17 protein-coding genes are annotated in these 19,029 nt (G+C 58.1%); 12 read left to right on the top strand and 5 right to left on the bottom strand.

From position 1 onward, the window contains the following. Positions 1–121 precede the first annotated feature (121 nt). Both D8V06_RS21320 and D8V06_RS21315 read left to right on the top strand, forming a co-directional pair. Complete coding sequence (locus D8V06_RS21320) at positions 122–856, top strand: FadR/GntR family transcriptional regulator (RefSeq protein ID WP_130904637.1); 735 nt, start codon at positions 122–124, stop codon at positions 854–856. A gap of 325 nt (positions 857–1,181) precedes the next feature. After that, complete coding sequence (locus D8V06_RS21315; RefSeq protein ID WP_130904636.1) at positions 1,182–1,376, top strand: hypothetical protein; 195 nt, start codon at positions 1,182–1,184, stop codon at positions 1,374–1,376. Between the two features lie 115 nt (positions 1,377–1,491). Here the strand turns inward: D8V06_RS21315 and D8V06_RS21310 are convergent, their stop codons facing one another. From D8V06_RS21310 to D8V06_RS21295, 4 genes are all read right to left on the bottom strand, one after another. Next, positions 1,492–3,150 carry an arylsulfatase gene (locus D8V06_RS21310; protein ID WP_130906633.1) on the bottom strand — a complete coding sequence of 553 codons (1,659 nt, stop codon included), beginning with the start codon at positions 3,148–3,150 and terminating at the stop codon, positions 1,492–1,494. A 344-nt stretch (positions 3,151–3,494) separates the two neighbouring features. Then, positions 3,495–5,207 carry an arylsulfatase gene (locus D8V06_RS21305; protein WP_177434466.1) on the bottom strand — a complete coding sequence of 571 codons (1,713 nt, stop codon included), beginning with the start codon at positions 5,205–5,207 and terminating at the stop codon, positions 3,495–3,497. Between the two features lie 277 nt (positions 5,208–5,484). Then, the gene (locus D8V06_RS21300) at positions 5,485–5,931 is read right to left on the bottom strand and encodes a hypothetical protein (protein WP_130904635.1); all 447 of its coding nucleotides are present in this window, start codon (positions 5,929–5,931) and stop codon (positions 5,485–5,487) included. A gap of 191 nt (positions 5,932–6,122) precedes the next feature. Next, a complete protein-coding gene (locus D8V06_RS21295) occupies positions 6,123–7,082 on the bottom strand; it encodes a LysR family transcriptional regulator (RefSeq protein WP_056853309.1) in 960 nt (319 codons plus the stop codon). Between the two features lie 153 nt (positions 7,083–7,235). On the opposite strand from D8V06_RS21295, the gene D8V06_RS21290 reads away from it, so the two are divergent. The 5 genes from D8V06_RS21290 to D8V06_RS21270 all read left to right on the top strand — a co-directional run bounded on the left by D8V06_RS21290 (position 7,236) and on the right by D8V06_RS21270 (position 12,508). Then, entirely contained in the window at positions 7,236–9,272 is a 2,037-nt protein-coding gene (locus D8V06_RS21290) for an alkyl sulfatase dimerization domain-containing protein (RefSeq protein WP_130931730.1), read from the top strand. Positions 9,273–9,547: 275 nt separating this feature from the next. Next, on the top strand, positions 9,548–10,816 hold the full coding sequence (locus D8V06_RS21285) for an outer membrane protein transport protein (RefSeq protein ID WP_130931729.1): 1,269 nt from the start codon (positions 9,548–9,550) through the stop codon (positions 10,814–10,816). A gap of 48 nt (positions 10,817–10,864) precedes the next feature. Beyond that, a complete protein-coding gene (locus D8V06_RS21280) occupies positions 10,865–11,542 on the top strand; it encodes a DUF3313 domain-containing protein (RefSeq protein ID WP_130906636.1) in 678 nt (225 codons plus the stop codon). 64 nt (positions 11,543–11,606) lie between these two features. Next, a complete protein-coding gene (locus tag D8V06_RS21275) occupies positions 11,607–12,035 on the top strand; it encodes a hypothetical protein (RefSeq protein ID WP_130906637.1) in 429 nt (142 codons plus the stop codon). A gap of 14 nt (positions 12,036–12,049) precedes the next feature. Continuing rightward, positions 12,050–12,508 carry a glycine zipper 2TM domain-containing protein gene (locus D8V06_RS21270; RefSeq protein ID WP_056853306.1) on the top strand — a complete coding sequence of 153 codons (459 nt, stop codon included), beginning with the start codon at positions 12,050–12,052 and terminating at the stop codon, positions 12,506–12,508. A 16-nt stretch (positions 12,509–12,524) separates the two neighbouring features. Here D8V06_RS21270 and D8V06_RS21265 read toward each other — a convergent pair whose 3' ends face one another. Then, a complete protein-coding gene (locus tag D8V06_RS21265) occupies positions 12,525–13,397 on the bottom strand; it encodes a LysR substrate-binding domain-containing protein (protein ID WP_056853305.1) in 873 nt (290 codons plus the stop codon). A gap of 164 nt (positions 13,398–13,561) precedes the next feature. Between D8V06_RS21265 and D8V06_RS21260 the strand changes: the two genes are divergently transcribed. From D8V06_RS21260 to D8V06_RS30910, 5 genes are all read left to right on the top strand, one after another. Continuing rightward, on the top strand, positions 13,562–14,953 hold the full coding sequence (locus D8V06_RS21260; protein WP_130904725.1) for an FAD-dependent oxidoreductase: 1,392 nt from the start codon (positions 13,562–13,564) through the stop codon (positions 14,951–14,953). A 246-nt stretch (positions 14,954–15,199) separates the two neighbouring features. Then, positions 15,200–16,366, top strand: a complete 1,167-nt coding sequence (locus D8V06_RS21255) for a 2-aminoethylphosphonate--pyruvate transaminase (protein ID WP_056853304.1) — start codon at positions 15,200–15,202, stop codon at positions 16,364–16,366. A gap of 271 nt (positions 16,367–16,637) precedes the next feature. After that, entirely contained in the window at positions 16,638–17,978 is a 1,341-nt protein-coding gene (locus D8V06_RS21250) for an MFS transporter (protein ID WP_130904629.1), read from the top strand. 39 nt (positions 17,979–18,017) lie between these two features. Then, entirely contained in the window at positions 18,018–18,845 is an 828-nt protein-coding gene (gene phnX / locus D8V06_RS21245; protein ID WP_056853302.1) for a phosphonoacetaldehyde hydrolase, read from the top strand. A 75-nt stretch (positions 18,846–18,920) separates the two neighbouring features. Then, a partial coding sequence (locus D8V06_RS30910; RefSeq protein ID WP_241664353.1) for a hypothetical protein occupies positions 18,921–19,029 on the top strand: 109 nt, incomplete at its 3' end.

Below are 19,029 nucleotides of genomic sequence, written 5' to 3'. Positions count from 1 at the left end.
AACATAACTTATTGTTTTAATTGGTTTTAATGATTGATGTCGTTGGCGTATTTCAGTTGTTACTGACTGGAACAAGTCTTCTCATGTAGATTAAGAAGACAAGTGAAAGGGATGAATGAGCATGAGTGAAATGAATGTGCAACCCGTCGCGCGGCGACCTCATCTTGCCGAGCACATTGCCCGCTCGTTGAGCGACGAGATCGCTTCTGGACGCCTGCGGCCGGGAGACCGTTTGCCGACGGAACAATTTCTCTCGCAGAACTTCGGCGTCAGCAGGAATGTCGTTCGCGAAGGGATCGCGACGCTTCGTGCTCAAGGGCTGATCCAGTCGCGCCAGGGCGTTGGCGTCTTCGTCTCGGCCGCGGCGCACTCGCCGCAGCCTTCACCTCAGCGCGAGCGCGCGCCGTTGCTGGACGGCGATAATACGATCCGCAATATGTTCGAAGTGCGCGCCGTACTGGAAAGCCAGGCTGCTGCACTCGCGGCGTCGCACATGACCCCACACAAGCTGAAAACGATCCAGGCTGCCGTTCTGCGGATGCAATATGAAGGCGAACCGACGCTGGAGACGGTCAATGCCGACCTCGACTTCCATCGAGCTGTGGCCGCAGCATCGGGCAACGACTATCTGGAGACGATGATTCGTACCGTGCTCGAGCCGATGCGGGCTCTGATCACCATGAACTTCGCTCGGCGGGGCCCGGTGTTCAGCAATATTCCGCATGCGGCACGCGGTGAGCATGAAGACCTTGTGCAGGCGTTGACCGACCGCAATGCGGCGGCGGCACGCCAGATCATGGGGCAGCATATCGTCAATGCCGCCTCACGATTCGGCTACGAAATTGATTTCTTTTAATGTGAACGGCCGGACGGCGGTTGTTTCGTTGTCCTACAAGAACAACATCCGAGAGCGCAGGTGCATTTGCCGGGTGCATCACAGTTGCGTCGCAGATACCAACTGAGAATCGACTCGCGACTTGCGAGCCGCTATTACGCTGTTCAAAAGCCCGGACCAGCGGTAAAGACCTGTCATGAAATGAAAAAATGCTGTCGCCCAATGCAAGATCGGAAGCCACACCGTCAATAATATCTTCTTCACAGAGCAACCCCCGTTATTCGAAGGCATGCAGAGTCAGCGAACTACTGACCTGCAGTCTTCAGTCCTGTGGAGAAAAACAAAAATGCGTGTAAGAAAATTTGCTGCCAACCTGAACGCCGTGATGGTAGGCCTGACCCAAGTCAGTACGGTACTTGGCAACCCGATCAGGGGAGATGAGGAAGGAAAGGATAAAGCGTTGATTACGCCGGACCAGGACGCCTTTTATCCAGATTACACAGCCCTTCTTCAATGCTTTGGCGAGCGGGAAGATGAGTGAGCAGGCAAATTGTGAAACAGCCGCGTAGCTTTTGACTCGACCTGTGATTACCAATCCGCGGCACTGGCCGCCCGTGGCGATCTCGGATGAGATCGCCACTTTTGCTGCAGGTTAATCAATTGCCGTTTGGCAGCGACAAGTTGATCCCTTCTTTCTTCAACGCATCACGCACGTATTGGAATTTCTGGTACTGCGACAATTCCATCGGCCCGTCGTAACCCATGCTTTGCAACTTGCGTGGTGGGTAGTCAACGTAGGTTTTCATCAGTTTCATGATCGCTGCCGAGATCGGCACCATGGTCCAGGTCCGCTCGGTGAAGTTGTTCATGAACAGGTCATAGCGCTCTTGCGGGTCTTGCCACAAGTCAAACACCTGCGGCACGGTGGCTACGTATTTTTGTGCGCCTTTCCAGCCCAGGTTCGAGTCCACGGCCAGCCCCCCTGTTTGTGCGCCATCGTCGCCTCGCAGGTTGAATACCGCTTTGTAGTTGCCGACACGCGCCGCGCCTGGGGACAGTTCATTCTCGGTAAAGTAGAACCACTCCTTGCGCGGCGAAGGTGCACTGCCGGTGAGTACTGGCGTCATGTCGTAGCTGTCGAAGATGATCGGCTGCCCCTCGCGATCTTTCTCTGGCAGTTTCACGCCAGCCACAGCGGCGAACGTCGCCATCAAATCCAGGCCGCCGAGGATCTCGTGATTTTTCGTGTTCGGCTTGATCTTGTCTGGCCAGACGGCAATCGCCGGTACGCGGTTCCCACCCTCACGCACGGTGCCCTTGGTGCCGCGGAACGGCGTGTAGCCAGCATCCGGGTAAACGTCCTGCCAGGCCCCGTTGTCAGTGGTGTAAACCACCAGCGTGTTCTTATCCAGGCCCAGCGCCTTGAGCTTGTCCATGATGCGGCCAATATGGGTATCGAGTTCGACAACCGAATCGGCATACTTGGATTTGGACATCGACTTATGAACGAACTCCGGTGCCGGCAAGTTCGGTTGATGCACTTTCATGAAGTTGACGTTGATGAAGAACGGCTTGTCGGATTTGGCCGCCGTGTCGAGAAACTCAAGGGCAGCTTTTTCGACGTAGTTATCAAAGAACGGAATGCCGACCACGCCGGGTTTACCGTCGACCACCGGCGTGTCCACGTATTGGCCATTGACCTTGAATTCCTCTACCGCTTTTTCGCCGGCCTTGCCGGACAGCGCGCCTTTGGTCACCTTCTGGAACATCTCACGGGTCTCCGGATCCATGTCGGGGAACCACGTGGGGTCGGCGTAGGTATAGGCATTGAGATGGTACAGGCCGACGTACTTCATCACGTCATAGCCCTGGGCATTGGGCAGTGCGTAGTCGGCTTCGCCCAAGTGCCATTTGCCGGTGAAGTAGGTGTCATAGCCGCCGGTCTTCAACACGGATGCGAGCGTCCATTCGGCGGCTGGCAAACCACCGCCCTGCCCCTGAAACGCCACGGTGGTCATGCCGCTGCGATTGGGGATGCGCCCGGTTTGCATGGCCGCCCGGCCGGGTGTGCAACTCGGCTGCGCATAGAAGGAGTAAAAGGTCACACCTTCTGCCGCCAACTCATCGATTTTCGGCGTGGGCATGCCGCGTCCAATCCCACCTCCGTACGGCCCCAGATCGCCGTAGCCAGTGTCATCGGAAACGATGAACAGGATATTGGTTTTTTCCGTTTGAGCAGCGTGGGCAAGCCCGTTCAATGACAACAGTGCAACAAACACGACAGACAACTTGAAACGATTCGATAGCTTATCCATTCCAGCAACCTCGTAGTTTCACAATGTTGGCCGGTGATAAGTGCACAACTGCATGGGTCCATGGTGCATTGACCACCGTGTAATTAGCCCAGGTACTGCATACAGAATCATCCCCCCTTGTTGCATGAGCCCGTACGATTCAAGGCGCACGAAGGAGTCTAGTGCGATTTTTTCAGCTCAGCGGGAGGCGTTTGCTCATACGTGGATTTCGCAAGGATGGCAGCGTCGATCTTTTTTGCGGGGATATCGCACAAGCGGCTCGGTGAACGGTGTCGTTCCTGGCTGAAAAAAACGGGCGCCTGTAAGAGGCGCCCGTCGTTTATGGCATCTGACGGATCACGTCGTTAATCGTGTCCGTTATGACCCTTCTGCTTCATGGCCTTGAGAATGCCGTCCAGGTTGTACGTTTCCGGCGCCTGCATGGGCGGGAAGTCCTGGTACGACATCAGCTCCTTCTCCCAGAGCAACTGCCCGATCGGCAACATGTTCCAGTTGTAGACATAGGCATTGCCAGGGGAGCCCAAGGCGCCGCCATAACCGGTTATGGACTTCGCGTCAGCGCCGACCGTTGTTTCAAACGGGTCGCGCTTGAGGTTGAGCAGTTGGGTCCAGTGGAACGTGGTCGCGCCATACAAACCGCCTGTCGCGGTATCCGGCACCATGGTGTAGTACATCTTCCAGTTCTTGTAGCGCACCGCCGAAGGTTGCGAGCCGGTGTAGTAGAAGAATGTATCGCGCGCCGATTTGTCGGTTTTCCCCGTCAGGTAGTCAGTCTGGTCCACCCCATCGAGCTTGGTCTTGACGATGCCCGGGTAGCTGCCCGCCATGATTTGCTCGTTGAGTTCATTGCCCTTCTTGCCGCCAGCGATATTGACCAGCGTCGGTACCCAGTCGAGCGAGGCAAAGATGTCAGTCAGGACGGTGCCAGGTTTGATCTTTCCGGGCCAGCGAATGACCAGTGGCGCGCGCATGCCTCCCTCCCAGGTGGTCAACTTGCCGCCCTTGAACGGGGTTGTGCCGCCGTCCGGAAAGGTAATGGTTTCCGCACCGTTATCGGTGGTGAAGACGACGATGGTGTTGTCCAACTGGCCCATGTCCTCGAGTTTCTTCAGGACATACCCAATGTTGTCATCGAGTTGCTTCATGCCGGCTTCGTTGGTGCCCCAGTCTTTTCCACCGGGCTCACCGACCATGGCGTCGTACTTGGGTGGCAGCACCGTGGTGATGTGCATGCGCGCCGGGTTGTACCAGACGAAGAAAGGTTTGTTGGTTTTCTTCGGATCGTTGCGGTCGAGGAAGTCGATGACCTTGGCGGAGATTTCTTCATCCACGGACTTCGAGCGTTCCAGCGTCAGCGGACCTTCGTCCTTGCACGTGGTGTTCTTCTGCGTACCATCACTGGAAACGCAAGACATGACCGGACGAGGTGGCGTCAGGCAGGTGCCTTCCCGCGGATCGATCGCGCCAGGCACGTCCGGCAGCCCATTGATCGGTGTGGCCTTGCACGGTGGTGCGATGCCCTGCACTTGCGGCGTCTTGTTGATGTCGACAAAACTCACGCCCTGCATCGCGTCGAGGTGATAGAGATAACCCCAGAACTCCTGGAAACCATGGGATGTGGGCAGTGCTTCGAAGTTATCACCGAGGTGATTCTTGCCGAACTCACCGGTTGTATAGCCCAGGTCCAGCAAAAACTTCGACAGTGCAGGTGTGCCTGGCCGCAGCCAGGACGGACTGCCGGGCAGTTGCGGTGGAATCATACCGGTGCGCAGCGGGTGCATCCCGGTAAAGAAAGCGTTACGTCCTGCCGTACAACTCTGCTCGGCATAGTAGGTCATGAACTTCGCACCTTCCTGGGCGATGCGATCGATGTTCGGCGTCTCACCGACCGCCAGACCCTGGTGATAGATGCTCGGCTGCATCCAGCCGATGTCGTCGGCCATGATGAATACGATATTGGGTTTCTGATCGGCAGCTTGAATCACTGTCGACAGGCTGGCGCCTGCTGCCAGACTGCTCAACGCCAATCCCGTCAGTACAAGTTTTCTGAGCTTCATGAATTTGATCCTCTCGCAGTTGATTCACAGAACTACCCGTCTCGGATACGTCGTGCTCTCATCTCTCAAGGCTCAAAAACTGCAACTACCCCAATCCCTGTACCGACGGTCATCCGCCTTTCGTGTGGGACTCTTAATAAATTGAGCTTTGACCGTAATGGCTTGTGGCTCTTGCCTTGTACATACCCAATTCAGCCCCTGCCACTAACAGGAGAGTGAGTATAGACGCGCATTTACCAAGTGCCGGCCGCAAAGGCGCGTCAGGGTTCAGGTCATTTCACCGCTTTGCCTGGGCGACATCGCCGCAAAAGATATCGACGTTGCCGTCCTCGGGCGAAGTTCGTACGACGACGGAATATTGCCCGGACAGCAACTCTGATGTTGCGATAGGCGCATTACGGTAAAAACTCCACCCGTTGGACCCGGCTTCGTTTTTTGTATTGACCTTATCGTTCATGGCGTAAGCCACTGGCCCGGGTTTCTGGCAACTGCCTTTATTGATGAAGGTGTAAATGCGCGGTGGCAGAATCGTTCCGTCCGGAACACCCGAGATGAAGAAATCGAAGTTGGTTTGATTGCCCTCGGGGGTCAACGTGGCGTTGCCGGTATGTCCGACATTGGCGTGGGTGGCCGCCAGAGGCAAATTCATGGAGTGGTTTGAAGCGGTACTGCAACCGAACAGACTTGCCACGAGAAGCGCTAACGGGACGCTGCGAATATTCATAAACAACCTCCAAAAGTGGAAGAAGTGCATGGGGGGAACATTGGGTATAGCTCATAAATAAATGGGGGGTTCTCAATAAATCCGCGTCGTGAAACTTAACTTCCGTCACTCACTGCCCCGGACGGAAAATGGAAGAATCGCAGGTAGCGACCGCCACTCTCAAGCGAAGGCTCTGCGACGGGCATTCGGACTCACGCCTCCATGATCTTGATCAACAGACTTTCACGCTGACGAACATCGGCCTCCACTTCCCTGACTTCGTTCATGTACACCTCCACCGCAGGCGGCAGCGAGCGCTCCTTGAGATGAATAAAGCCGTAGCGCGTACGCAGTGCGAGGTCTTGAACCGGTAACGGCACGATTTCGCCTGCGTTGAGTTCGCGCTCGAACGTCGACAGATTCCCCAGCGTCAGGGCATTGCTGTGCTCGACGAATTGGACGATTTGCATGGGCACATCAATTTCGATTGCCGGAACGAAGTCCCCGGTCAGCGCATCATAGGCACCCGCACAACCGAGGGTTGCCGGAAGCAAGTGGGTCGCCAATCGCAAGGGAATGCGCGACGCCACCCACGGGTAATCGAGCGTTTGCGCAAGGGTCACGCGGCGGTTTTGTGCCAGCAGCGGATGATCGGGGCGACAAAACAGCCGGCCCTCGTGCTCGCCCAACAATTGGCAGGTGAGTTCTTCCCGGCCTTGCAGCGTACTGATTTCAGCGATGCCCAGGTCGACCACGCCTGTCAGCACTTGATGCGCCACCTCGCGCCACCCGGCGACATGGGCCGTCACTTTGATTTGCGGATGGCGGGCATGCATCCGCGCAATGGCGGCATAGCCGCTGATGACGCTGGGGTAAGGGCCAAAAGCGACTTTCAGCGCGCCGATGTCCCCGCCCGCGAGCAAGGCGATGTCGCGCCGCAGATCCTGCTCAGCCACCAGCAAGCGCTGGCTCTTCTCCCGCAGTAAATGACCAAATGCGGTCAATGCCACGCCATCGCTGCGACGATCGAACAACGTGACGCCCAGTTCGCGCTCAAGCAACTGAATGCTTTTGCTCAACGCCGGCTGAGAAACACCCAGCGCCTTTGCCGCGCGGCCAAAGTGGGCGTGTTCGATCAATGCCAGAAACTGGCGTAAACGGGTGGGCGTCATCTCATAACCTTTATGCTATCGAAACGCGTTAAACAGGAATTTTTTGGAATCAAATGAATATGCTATTCATGGTTCAGCTGGTCAAGCTGACAACGCAGAACAATCGCGTTGCCTTGACGCCCTTGAACACTTCATCTGGCGCAGGAACCTTTCATGTACAACAAGACCCTCCATCTGGCACTGGCGATCACACTTGGCGGTGGCATCAGCCCTTGCGTTTTCGCTGCCGATGCAAACGGCGCAGCTTCCGATCCGGCTCCATCGCAAAACGTGCACTTCGACAGCAAGGGCAAGGCGCCTTCGTCCTACACGGTCGACATGCAAAACACTGTGCGCAAGACACTCCCCTTTGCAGACAAGCGCGACCTAGAAGAAGCGAAAAAAGGCTTCATCGCCGCACCGCCCTACAAGAAGATCATGGCCGACGCCGGGAACGTCGCGTGGAACATGGGGAGCTACAACTTCCTGAATGAAGGCAAGGATTACGACAGCATCAATCCGTCGCTGCAGCGCCAGGCGCTGCTGAATACGGCCTATGGCCTTTATGAAGTCGTGCCGGACAAGATTTACCAGGTGCGCGGCTTTGACCTGGCCAATATCACCTTCATCAAGGGCGACACCGGCTGGATTGTCTTCGACACGCTGTTGTCGAAGGAAACCGCCAGGGCCGCCCTGGACTTCATCAACGAAAAACTGGGCAAGCGCCCGGTCGTAGCGGTGGTGATCTCCCACTCCCATGCCGATCACTTTGGCGGAATCCGCGGCGTGGTCGACGAGGCCGATGTCCGCAGCGGCAAGATCCCGCTGATTGCGCCGCAAGGTTTCATGGAGCATGCCGTGGCTGAAAACGTCTACGCCGGCAACGCCATGAACCGACGGGCGTTCTTGCAATATGGTTTGCTGTTGCCGCACAGCCCCTATGGGCATGTCGACATGGCCATTGGTAAAAACGCTTCCAGTGGCAACATGGGCCTGATCGAACCTAATCGCTTTATTACCAAAGATTTCGAAACCCTGACCATCGACGGTGTGGAGATGGAATTCCAGAGCACGCCAGGCACTGAAGCGCCCGCCGAGATGAACACCTGGTTCCCACAGTTCAAGGCGTTCTGGGCAGCCGAGAACATCACTGGCACCATCCATAACATCTATACCCTGCGCGGCGCCCTTGTCCGCGACCCGCTGGTCTGGTCGAAGAACATCAACAATGCCCTGTATCGCTACGGTCAAACGGCAGACGTCATGTTCGCCTCCCACAGTTGGCCACGCTGGGGCAATGAGCGGATTCAGGATGTGATGCGCGCGCAACGCGATGCCTATGCAAACCTGAACAACGCCGTGCTGCATGCCGCCAACCAGGGCGTCACCATCAACGAGATTCAAAACGTCTACAAATTGCCCGAAAGCCTGAAAAACAACTGGGCGACCCATAGCTACCACGGCTCGGAAGAACACAACAGTCGCGCCGTGATCAACCGCTACCTGGGTTACTGGGATGCCAATCCGGCGACTTTGATGCCGTTGTCGCCCAAGGACTCGGCCCCGCTGTACGTGGAAATGATGGGCGGCGCCGACAAGATCATGAGCAAGGGACAATCCTTGTTCGATCAGGGCAAGTACCGCGAAGCGTATGAAATCCTCAACAAGCTGGTGTATGCCGAACCGCAGAACAGCAAGGCCAAGGACCTGCTGGCGGACGTCTATGAGCAAGTCGGTTATCAGAAGGAAAGTGCCGGTGTGCGCAACAGTTTCCTTTCGGCCGCGTATGAACTGCGCCATGGCATGCCCAAGGGCGTGCCGCCAAAAACCGGCGGCGCGGACATGATCCGCGGCATGAGCACCGAGTTATGGCTGGAGTACCTGGGCATTGCCCTGGATGGCAGCAAAGTGACGAATCAGCACTTCACTTTCAATCTCAAGACACCGGATAACGGCGAGCAATTTGTCGTGGAGTTGAGCAACTCGACGCTGACCAATATCAAGGGGCAGCAAGCCAGCAAACCTGATCTCACCATCACCGTCGACCGAGCTGATCTGGAAGGTGTCATGGCCAGGAAAACCGGATTCGATCAACTTGTTGCAGCCGGCAAAGCCACTTTCGAAGGCGATCGTAAACCCTTCGAACTGTTGATGTCGGCCATCACTCCGTTCACGCCGACGTTTGAACTCCTGCCGGGTACTCGTCAGTAAGTTGTAAGGAATAGCGTTTCATCCTGCCCAGGGTGAAGCGCTTTCGCGCTCGACCGTAACTATGGCCTAACTTGGTCCGCCTTACTTGAAAAGCCAGACATCGGACTTTCATGACGCGGCGCGAGCAACTTTATTCGTACCTTGCCCCTTCCAATATCACGAATATGAACTACCACTTATGAGTGATCGAATCGCGCTGAGTCAATGCAGTTAAAGTTATTCGATATTTGCTATTAGCCTTATTTCGAAAATGCACACTTGCCGGGATCTAATCCATGCAAACAAGAACAGGTGCAATGCCCGCCTTCACGTTACTGGCCCTGTGCAGTCAACAAGCCTGGGCCGGCGGTATCATGCTCTACGAAATCGGCACCGATAACGCCGGGTTGGCCAACGCCGGTGCCGCCGCCCGCGCGCAAGGCCCTTCGACAATTGCCAGCAACCCGGCGGGGCTGAGCTACCTGCCCGGCACGCAGATCACCGGTGGTTTGCAGGTGCTGTATGGCGACCTGAGCTTCGATCGCGATGCCGACACCAATGTGTCTGGCAGCGGCAGCGGCAATGGCCTTGATCCGATTCCCGGCGGCAGTTTTTTCATCAGTCATGAACTGGATGATCATTGGAGCGTCGGTTTCGGCCAGTACGCCGACTTCGGCCTGGCGGTCAACTACGACAACGAATGGTCCGGACGCTACTTCGCGCAGAACGCCAGCATCGGTGGATTGTCGCTGGTGCCCAGCGTGGCCTATCGCTTTAACGAGCAGTGGTCGGTCGGGGTGGGCGTAAAAGCCATGTACGGCATGTTGCAGGCACAGACCGCCATCGACCGTTCGCCGTTCGGCTTTACCGACCGAGGCGACGGCCAGTTCAAATACAAGGACAACGACTGGGGGTTCGGCGCCAATGTCGGGGTGATCTACGCACCGCAAACCGGCACCCGCATCGGCCTGACCTACACCAGCAAAGTCGATCTGGATTTCGAAGACGGGCTGGATGTGAAAGGTAACGGTCCGGCACTGGATCGCCTCAACGGCCTGAACACCCAACTCGACGTGACCGTGCCACAGACAGTCACCCTGAGCCTGTTCCAGCAACTCGACCGGCAGTGGGCCTTGCTCGCATCGGTCAACTGGCAGGATTGGTCAAAATTCGGCGACATCGCCGTGCAGGTTGACACCACGGCACTCGGCGCCCAGTCAACCACGGTCGACGCCGACTTCAAGGACACCTGGCACCTGTCGCTCGGGGCGCAATACCAGGCCACGCCACAATGGCTGTGGAACGTCGGCGTGGCTTACGACAGCAGCGCCGTGTCCGACAACAAGCGCACCGTGACGGTACCGATGGCCGAATCCTGGCGCTTCGCGACAGGCGCCACCTATGCACTGAACAAGGACACCGACGTCAACGTCAGCTGGGCCATGATCTGGATCGGCGACATGCCGGTGGACCAGACCAAAAACGTTTCGGGCAATCGAATTTCCGGTCAATTCGACAGCGCCTGGATTCAAGCCGTGACCGGGAACATGACCTGGCGCTTTTAAGTGTCTCGCCACCCCCAAAGCGACTTCTTCCAAGGAGCACATCGCATCATGAATCTGTCCCGAAACTGGCTCATCGGTGCCACCGTGGCCGGGCTTCTGCTCGGCGGTTGCACTTCCAAAGTCACCGAGAAAGAGCAGTACTCCGGCTATCTGTCCAGCTACGACAACCTGCAGGAAGTCGCTACGCCCAGCGGCGGCACGGCGATGCGTTGGGTGAGCCCGTCGTGGAATCCCGATGCCTACAACACCATTGCGTTCGAGCGGCTGGAACTGTATCCGGCGCCCAAGCCCAATGAGCGGGTCAACCAACAGACCCTCGATGACATCCGCAACTACATGAACACCCAGGTCAAAGCGACACTGGGGCAGAAATACCGGATGGTCTCGCGTTCCAGTGCGGCGCCGAAAGGTTCGAAAACCTTGATCATGCGTGCGGCGATCACCGGGGTAAGCGCGTCGAATGAAGGCATGAAATGGTATGAAGTGGTGCCCATCGCCGCCGTCGTCGGTGCGACACAGGCTGCGACCGGTCACCGCGATCAGGACACTGAACTGTATATCGAGGCCGAACTCATCGACGAGAAAAACAACCAGACCGTGGTCAGGGTCGTGCGCAAGGTTTTCGGCAAGCAGCTTTCCAACGAGAGCCAGAAAATCACCGCGCAGGATTTCAAGGCCGCTATCGACAAGTTGAACGCCGATCTTTGGGCATTCATCCGCAGTTGAACCATGATCCAATCGCCAACAGGCGTTGGCGGTTCAATCGCTCCCCGGTAGAGGAATGGCTCCCATGGCTAACCCTGTATTGCTTCGACTTTCGAGTTCGCACAGACCCTTACTTTTCGCAGCACTCATCGTCAGCGCCCTTGCGTTAAATGCCTGCGCCACAGTGGATGCGCAGACCACCGCTTACGTCGGGGTCGAACACCCCGCGCCGACCCTGCCCAGCGAAGTGCAGATATTACGCACCGAGCCAACGCGACCCAGTGTGCGCTTGGGCGAAATCCTGATCGATGCCAGCATCGATCCGGCGCCGCCCATCACCCAGGTCGAACAGAAGCTGCGCGAAGAAGGCGCCAAACTGGGTGCGGATGCAGTGGTAGTGGTTTATGACCAGATCCAACCCGTCGCCGCCTATGTGACCGGCCCTCTGTGGAGCCGCGACATCGATACGATTCAGGGCCGCAAACTCAAAGGCATTGCCATCAAATACCAATGACGAGGTGCACAGCAATGAAAGCAATCATGTCCTGGCTGACGGTCACATTGACGGCGATCTTGATCAGCGGCTGTTCCGCCGTGGGTTCGAATGAGGGCGGCGCGGGTGAAATGGAAATTCGCTCGGGCAAGATCGAGCAGATATCGCTGACCCAGATGCAGACCAATCACGACAGTGGCGTCGGCGCCGTTCTCGGTGGTCTCGGCGGTCTCGGTATCGGTAGCCTGATCGGCAGTGGCACCGGACGCGACGTCGCGATGGTTGCCGGTGCCCTTGCCGGTGCGGTAGGCGGCAACTATGCAGAGAAGAAAAAGTACGATCAGCCGGTCGCCGCGCAACAGATCATCGTGCGGGTGAAAAGTGGAGTGCTGGTATCGGTGACCCAGCCGATCAATCCGGCCCTGAACAAAGGCATGAACGTCTACATCGAAGGCTCCGGCAACAATGCCCGGGTAATGCCGCAAGGGGGTTAGCTTGCGGCGGTGAACATCAGTCGGCCAAGCCTTCTCTAACCATGTCCAGAAAGGTCGTCAAAATACGCCGCGAGCTCTGTGCTCGCAGGCACACCAATGTCTCGGTGAAATGCCGCTGACAGTCGGCGATCGGCAAGCCACGAAGCCGTGAATCCGAGCCCAACTCGGCCGCGGAGACCACACCAACCCCCATGCCGATCGCCACCGCCTCGCGCGCAGCTTCACGCCCCTCCACTTCGATGGCCTTGCAGATTTGCAGACCCGCCGCGGCCATCTCCTCCTCCAGGGATAAGCGCGTGACCGAGCCCTGTTCACGCAGGACCATGGGCGTGTTGTCCAGGTCGGCCAGGCAGATGGAGTCACGTTGCGCCCAGGGATGGTCATGGGCGACGAAGGCGAGCATGGGATCGCTGCGCAGGTGCAACGTCAGCAGCCGGTCGTCTTCGATGCTGCGTCCCAGCAAGGCAATGTCGGCCTGGTGGCTGAACAACCGCTGCAACACCTCATCGGTGTTGGCGGTTTCGATCTTCACGTCGAGGCCGGGGTAACGCCTGCAGAAACGTGAAACGTAGGGCAGGACATGCACCGGCGCATCCACGGCAAGATTCAGTGTGCCCGTCGACAGCGTCCGATAGTCCGTCAGCATGTCGTGGGCATCGATACTGATATCGAACAGGCGCTGGGTCAGGCCAAACAACCGCTCGCCGACTTCGGTCAAGCGCACCAGGCGCTTGTCGCGATAGAACACCATCACGCCGTAGTAATCCTCAAGCTTGCGCACCTGGTCGGATACCGCGGGTTGCGACAGGCAGAGTTGTTCGGCTGCCCGGGTAAAGCTGCCGTTCATGGCAACGGCGTGAAACGCCTTGAGCTGGGTATGGGAAATCATCGGCGTACCTCGCTATAGATTCAGCTTATTCGTCCATACGTTAAATCGATTTTATTTATGAACGATGAACTGCAAGCATGATTTTCACAAGTGCCGCCCCTCGTACTCATCAGGAATGCTCTATGGAAACTGAACGTTTCGCCGTGGCCAAACGAGATGACCTCATGCGCCCCTACTGGCTGGACCAGGCCCTGAAGAATCAACCCGCTACGCCCTGCCCTGCGCTGCAACAGGACACCCGCGCCGACGTCTGTATCGTCGGCGGCGGCTATACCGGTCTGTGGACCGCCATCATGCTCAAGGAACAGAATCCCGAACTGGACGTGGTCATTGTCGAAGCCGATATCTGCGGTGCCGGTGCCAGCGGGCGCAACGGCGGCTGCGCGCTGTCCTGGTCGGCCAAGTACTTCACTCTTGAGCGCTTGTTCGGCGTCAACGAGGCAATCCGCCTGGTCAAGGAGTCTGAGCAGAGCATCTACGCCATCGGTACCTTTTGCGAAAGGTATGCGGTGGATGCCGACTACCGTCTCGACGGCACGCTCTACACGGCAACCAACCGCGCTCAGGTCGGCTCGACCGACGGGGTCATCGCGGCGCTGGAGCGCCATGGCATCAACTCTTTCTCCAAATGCGCGCTACCTGAGGTGCAACGCATGGCCGGCTCGGTCCGGCACATCGAGGGCTGGTTCTCGCCGGCGGCTGCCAGTGTGCAGCCAGGCAAACTGGTCCGTGGACTGCGCCGGGTGGCTCTGGAACTGGGCGTACGGATTTTTGAGGGCACGCCGATGACCGGGCTGGAAGAAGGCATGCCCGCTGTCGTCAATACGCCGAACGGCAAAGTGACCTGCGACCGGGTCGTGCTGGCAATGAACGCCTGGATGGCCCGCGCCTTTGCGCAGTTCTCGCGTTCGGTGGCGATCGTCTCCAGTGACATGATCATCACCGAGCCGCGACCCGACTTGCTCGAACGGATCGGTCTGACCAGCGGGGTCACCGTACTCGACTCGCGGATTTTCGTGCACTACTACCACAACACCCCGGACGGCCGGATCATGCTCGGCAAAGGCGGCAACACCTTTGCCTACGGCGGTCGCATCCTGCCGGTTTTCGACCAGCCCTCGCCCTACGCCGGGCTGTTGCGCAACACGCTGACGGAGTTCTTTCCGGACTTCGCCGATGTTGGTATCGCCGCCACCTGGAACGGCCCCTCCGATCGCTCGGTCACCGGCCTGCCTTTCTTCGGCCGCATGGGCGCGGGCGGCAACATCTTCTACGGTTTCGGTTACTCCGGCAGCGGCGTCGGACCGTGCCATATGGGTGGCCAGATCCTTTCGTCACTGGTGCTGGGCCTGGACAATCCCTGGACGCGCTCGCCGCTGGTGCAGGGCCCGCTGGGGTATTTCCCGCCAGAGCCGATCCGCTACCTGGGTTCATTGATGGTGCGTAACGCCATTCGCCGCAAAGAACACGCCGAGGACCGCAACCGGCCTCCCCGCCGACTCGATGTGCGCCTGGCAAAATTCGCGGCAGCCGCCGGCAAGGCAGACAAGGGCTGAGTCCCGCCCCCCAAAACGCTGATCCTTGACCACAAAGAACCCCGCCCGGGATTCACCGCGCGGGGTTTTGCGTTGCTTGAAAATTGCTTCGGCAGATGAGCCGACCCTGCTCAGGCCTCATGCCCTCCAACTTATAAGCTCAGCTTGTTTGTGACATGTGATAAATCGATTTCAGTTATTTCTTGCCAAATGTTTTTATCAATCCATGCATCACTCCCCACAAAAACAACATCGCCGGAGAAGATCATGACCAAAGCCCAATTCCCGACAACCCAGCCACTGGCAAGCCCTGCCCTGGGTGAACCCTACCTGCTGACGCCAGGCCCGCTGACCACCTCGAAAGCCACCAAGGAAGCCATGCTTCGGGACTGGGGGTCATGGGACGGTGCCTTCAATAAGGTCACCGCGCAAGTTCGCCAGCAATTGCTCAGCATGGCTGGCGTAGAGGATGACAGCTTCGCCTGCGTGCCACTGCAAGGCAGCGGCAGCTACTCGGTCGAAGCCGCTTTGGCCACCGCCATCCCCCGTGACGGCAAAGCCCTGGTGCTGATGAACGGCGCCTACGGCCAGCGCGCCACCAAGACCCTGGAGTACCTCGGTCGCGCATTCATTACCCTGGACAAGGGCGATTACCTGCCGCCCCAGCCCGAAGAAGTGGACGCCCTGCTCAAGGCCAACCCAGACGTCACCAACGTCTTCGTGGTCCATTGCGAAACCAGCTCCGGCATCCTCAACCCGCTGCGTGAAATTGCCGATGTGGTGAAGGCCCACGGCAAGAGTCTGATTATCGATGCCATGAGTTCCTTCGGTGCCGTGCCGCTGACGGTGAACGACATAACTTTCGACGTGGTGGTGTCTTCGGCCAACAAATGCATCGAGGGCATCCCGGGCTTCGGTTTCGTGATCATCCGCCGGTCCGTGCTGGAAGCCGCCAAAGGCCGCGCCAATTCGCTGTCCCTCGATCTCTACGAACAATGGGCCTACATGGAGCGCACCGGCCAATGGCGCTTCACACCACCGACCCACAGTGTGGTGGCGTTCCACAAGGCACTGGAACAGCACAGCGACGAAGGTGGCGTGCACGGCCGGTTGGCGCGCTACACCCGCAACCGCGACGTGCTGGTTGCCGGCATGCGCGAACTGGGCTTCAAGACACTGCTGGAAGACCGTTGGCTGTCGCCGATCATCACCACGTTCTTCAGCCCTGAACATCCCAACTTCGATTTCACGCGTTTCTACGAAGAACTCAAGGCCCGGCAGTTCATCATCTACCCCGGCAAATTGACCGTTGCCGAGAGTTTCCGCATCGGCTGCATCGGCCAGATCGACGAATACATCGTCCACCAGTTGCTTCGCGCTATCGCTGACTGTCTTGCCGCCATGGACGTAGACATTCTGAAGCCCGCGGCCTGAGCGCTTTAAGGTCTCTGCCAATTCGAGCACAGGTGCAATGGGTAGCACCTGGGGGCAGGGATCTTTTTTAAACCATGGATTCGGTGGCGAATCGCTCGGCAGTGCCGGGCAGGAGTCAGCGACCACAGTCATTCATAACGTTTAAAGCCTGATGCCATTCTCACGGCCATCGGATCGATGGCGTGCGTCTGGACAGACTTGTGCACCGAAAACAAAAACAAAAACCGACCTAAATTGCGCTGTCTGGCACCACATACGGGATCAGAACACCATGACGAACACGACAAGCCCTCTCGCAACAGGCTGGAAATCCCTCCAGCGTTGGCGCGTGCAGATTTTCCTGATCACCTGGGTGGCGTATGCCGCCTTCTACTTCACTCGCAAAGCGTTCTCCGTCGCCAAGCTGGGTATTGGCGAAGACCCGGACTTCATGCTCGAAAAGTCCATGATGGCCAATCTCGACGCCCTCTACCTGATCGCCTATGCCGTGGGTCAGTTCCTCTGGGGCAATTTCGCTGACCGCTTCGGGCCCAGGGTCGTGGTACTTAGCGGCCTGGTCATCTCGGCCCTGGCGGCGCTGCTCATGGGCACCTACGCCACCTTGCCGATTTTCGTCTCCTGCATGTTGGTACAGGGGCTTGCGCAGTCCACCGGTTGGTCAGGCCTGTGCAAGAACGTCGGCAGTTTCTTCAGCACTGGCGAACGTGGCCGTGTACTGGGTTACTGGTGCACCTGCTACGCCTTCGGCGGTCTGGTCGCCACGCCGTTTGCCGGCTGGTGGGCTTATCAGGCCTATCACGACTGGCGCATCGCGTTCATCAGCAGTGCCCTTGTCGTGCTGGTGGTGGCGGTGTTGTTCTATTTCCTGCAACGCAACCGTCCGGAAGACGTGGGCCTGCCTGCTGTCGAAATCGAGATCGAACCCGTCAGCGGTGTCGTGGTTCCCCGCGAAAGCATGTGGGCCGGTTTACGGACCGTGATGAAAAATCGCACCGTCCTGATTCTCGGCCTGGCCTACTTCATGCTCAAGCCCGCGCGCTACGCCATCCTGCTGTGGGGCCCGGTGATCATCTACGAACGCATGCCCGAGATCGGCAAGGTTGCATCGGCCATCGTTCCCACTGCGTTTGAACTGGCAGGTCTGGTAGGCCCCATCCTCATCGGTATCGCATCGGACAAATACTTCGGCGCTCGCCGTATACCGGCCTGCGTGCTCAGCCTGGTGGTCCTCACTGTCTGCCTGGGACTGTTCGTTCCCGCCATGCAAAGCGGCAGTCTGTACATGGTGGTCGGCCTGCTGTTCATGATGGGCCTGACGCTTTACGGGCCGGACTCGATGATCAGCGGCTCGGCGGCCATCGATTTCGGCAGCAAGGACGGGGCTGCCTCCGCCGCGGGCTTCGTCAACGGCTGTGGTTCGGTGGGTGCGGTCCTTGGCGGCCTGCTGCCGGGTTACTTCGACACCATCACCGTGTTCCTGGTGTTCACCGGTGCAGCACTGCTGGCCAGCCTGATGTTGGTGCCCTTCTGGAACAGCCGGCCGAAAACACTGGAAAACCCGCTGCTGGCATCGACCCCGGTACAACCGGTCATTGTCAGCACCACACCCTGAATTCGTACTACTCACTTACCTTTCCAAGGAGCAATCATCATGCAATACCAACAACCTTCCCACCTGCAAGCCGTGGTCCTGGACTGGGCGGGCACCGTCGTTGATTTCGGTTCCTTTGCCCCCACGCAGATTTTTGTCGAAGCCTTCGCCGAGTTTGGCGTAGCCGTCTCTCTGGCAGAAGCCCGTGGCCCCATGGGCATGGGTAAATGGGATCACATTCGCACGTTGTGCAACGAGCCCGAGATTGCCGAACGCTATCGCGCGGCGTTCGGTCGCTTGCCGACCGACGATGATGTCACTGCCCTTTATGAGCGTTTCATGCCCTTGCAGATCGAAAAGATCGCCCTGCACTCGGCGCTGATTCCCGGTGCCCTCAGTACGATCGATGCCTTGCGCGACAAGGGCCTGAAAATCGGTTCGTGCTCCGGTTATCCGGCTGTGGTCATGGAAAAAGTCGTCGAGCTGGCACGCCAGAACGGTTATGTCGCCGACCACGTCGTGGCGACTGACGAAGTGCCCAATGGCCGCCCTCACCCGGCCCAGGCACTGGCCAACGTAATCGCGTTGGGGATCAGCGATGTGGCGGCTTGCGTCAAGGTCGACGACACCTGGCCAGGCATTCTCGAAGGCCGCAGCGCCGGCATGTGGACGGTTGCCTTGACCTGCTCCGGCAACGCACTGGGCCTGACCTATGACCAGTTCAGGGATTTGCCCTCGGACAAGCTGGCCGAGGAACGCGCGCGCATCATCAAAATGTTCGAAGGCTCGCGCCCGCACTACGTGATCGACACCATCGTCGATTTACCAGCGGTCATTGAAGACATCAATGCGCGCCTGGCTCGTGGCGAAACCCCTCAGGGTTGCTGACCCGTTGCCGTTTGTGCTCCTGACAGTGACCGTCCCCGGGACGGTCACACCCAAAAACAACAAGAGAACCCGATCATGATCTACGCCCATCCAGGCACTCCCGGTGCCATTGTTTCCTTCAAGTCGCGCTACGGTAACTACATCGGCGGCGAGTTCGTCGCGCCTGTCAAAGGTCAGTACTTCA

The sequence above is a fragment of the Pseudomonas sp. Sample_24 genome (assembly GCF_004307605.1).
In the GTDB taxonomy this organism is placed as follows: Bacteria; Pseudomonadota; Gammaproteobacteria; order Pseudomonadales; family Pseudomonadaceae; genus Aquipseudomonas.
This window is presented reverse-complemented; position numbering and strand designations above follow the sequence as displayed.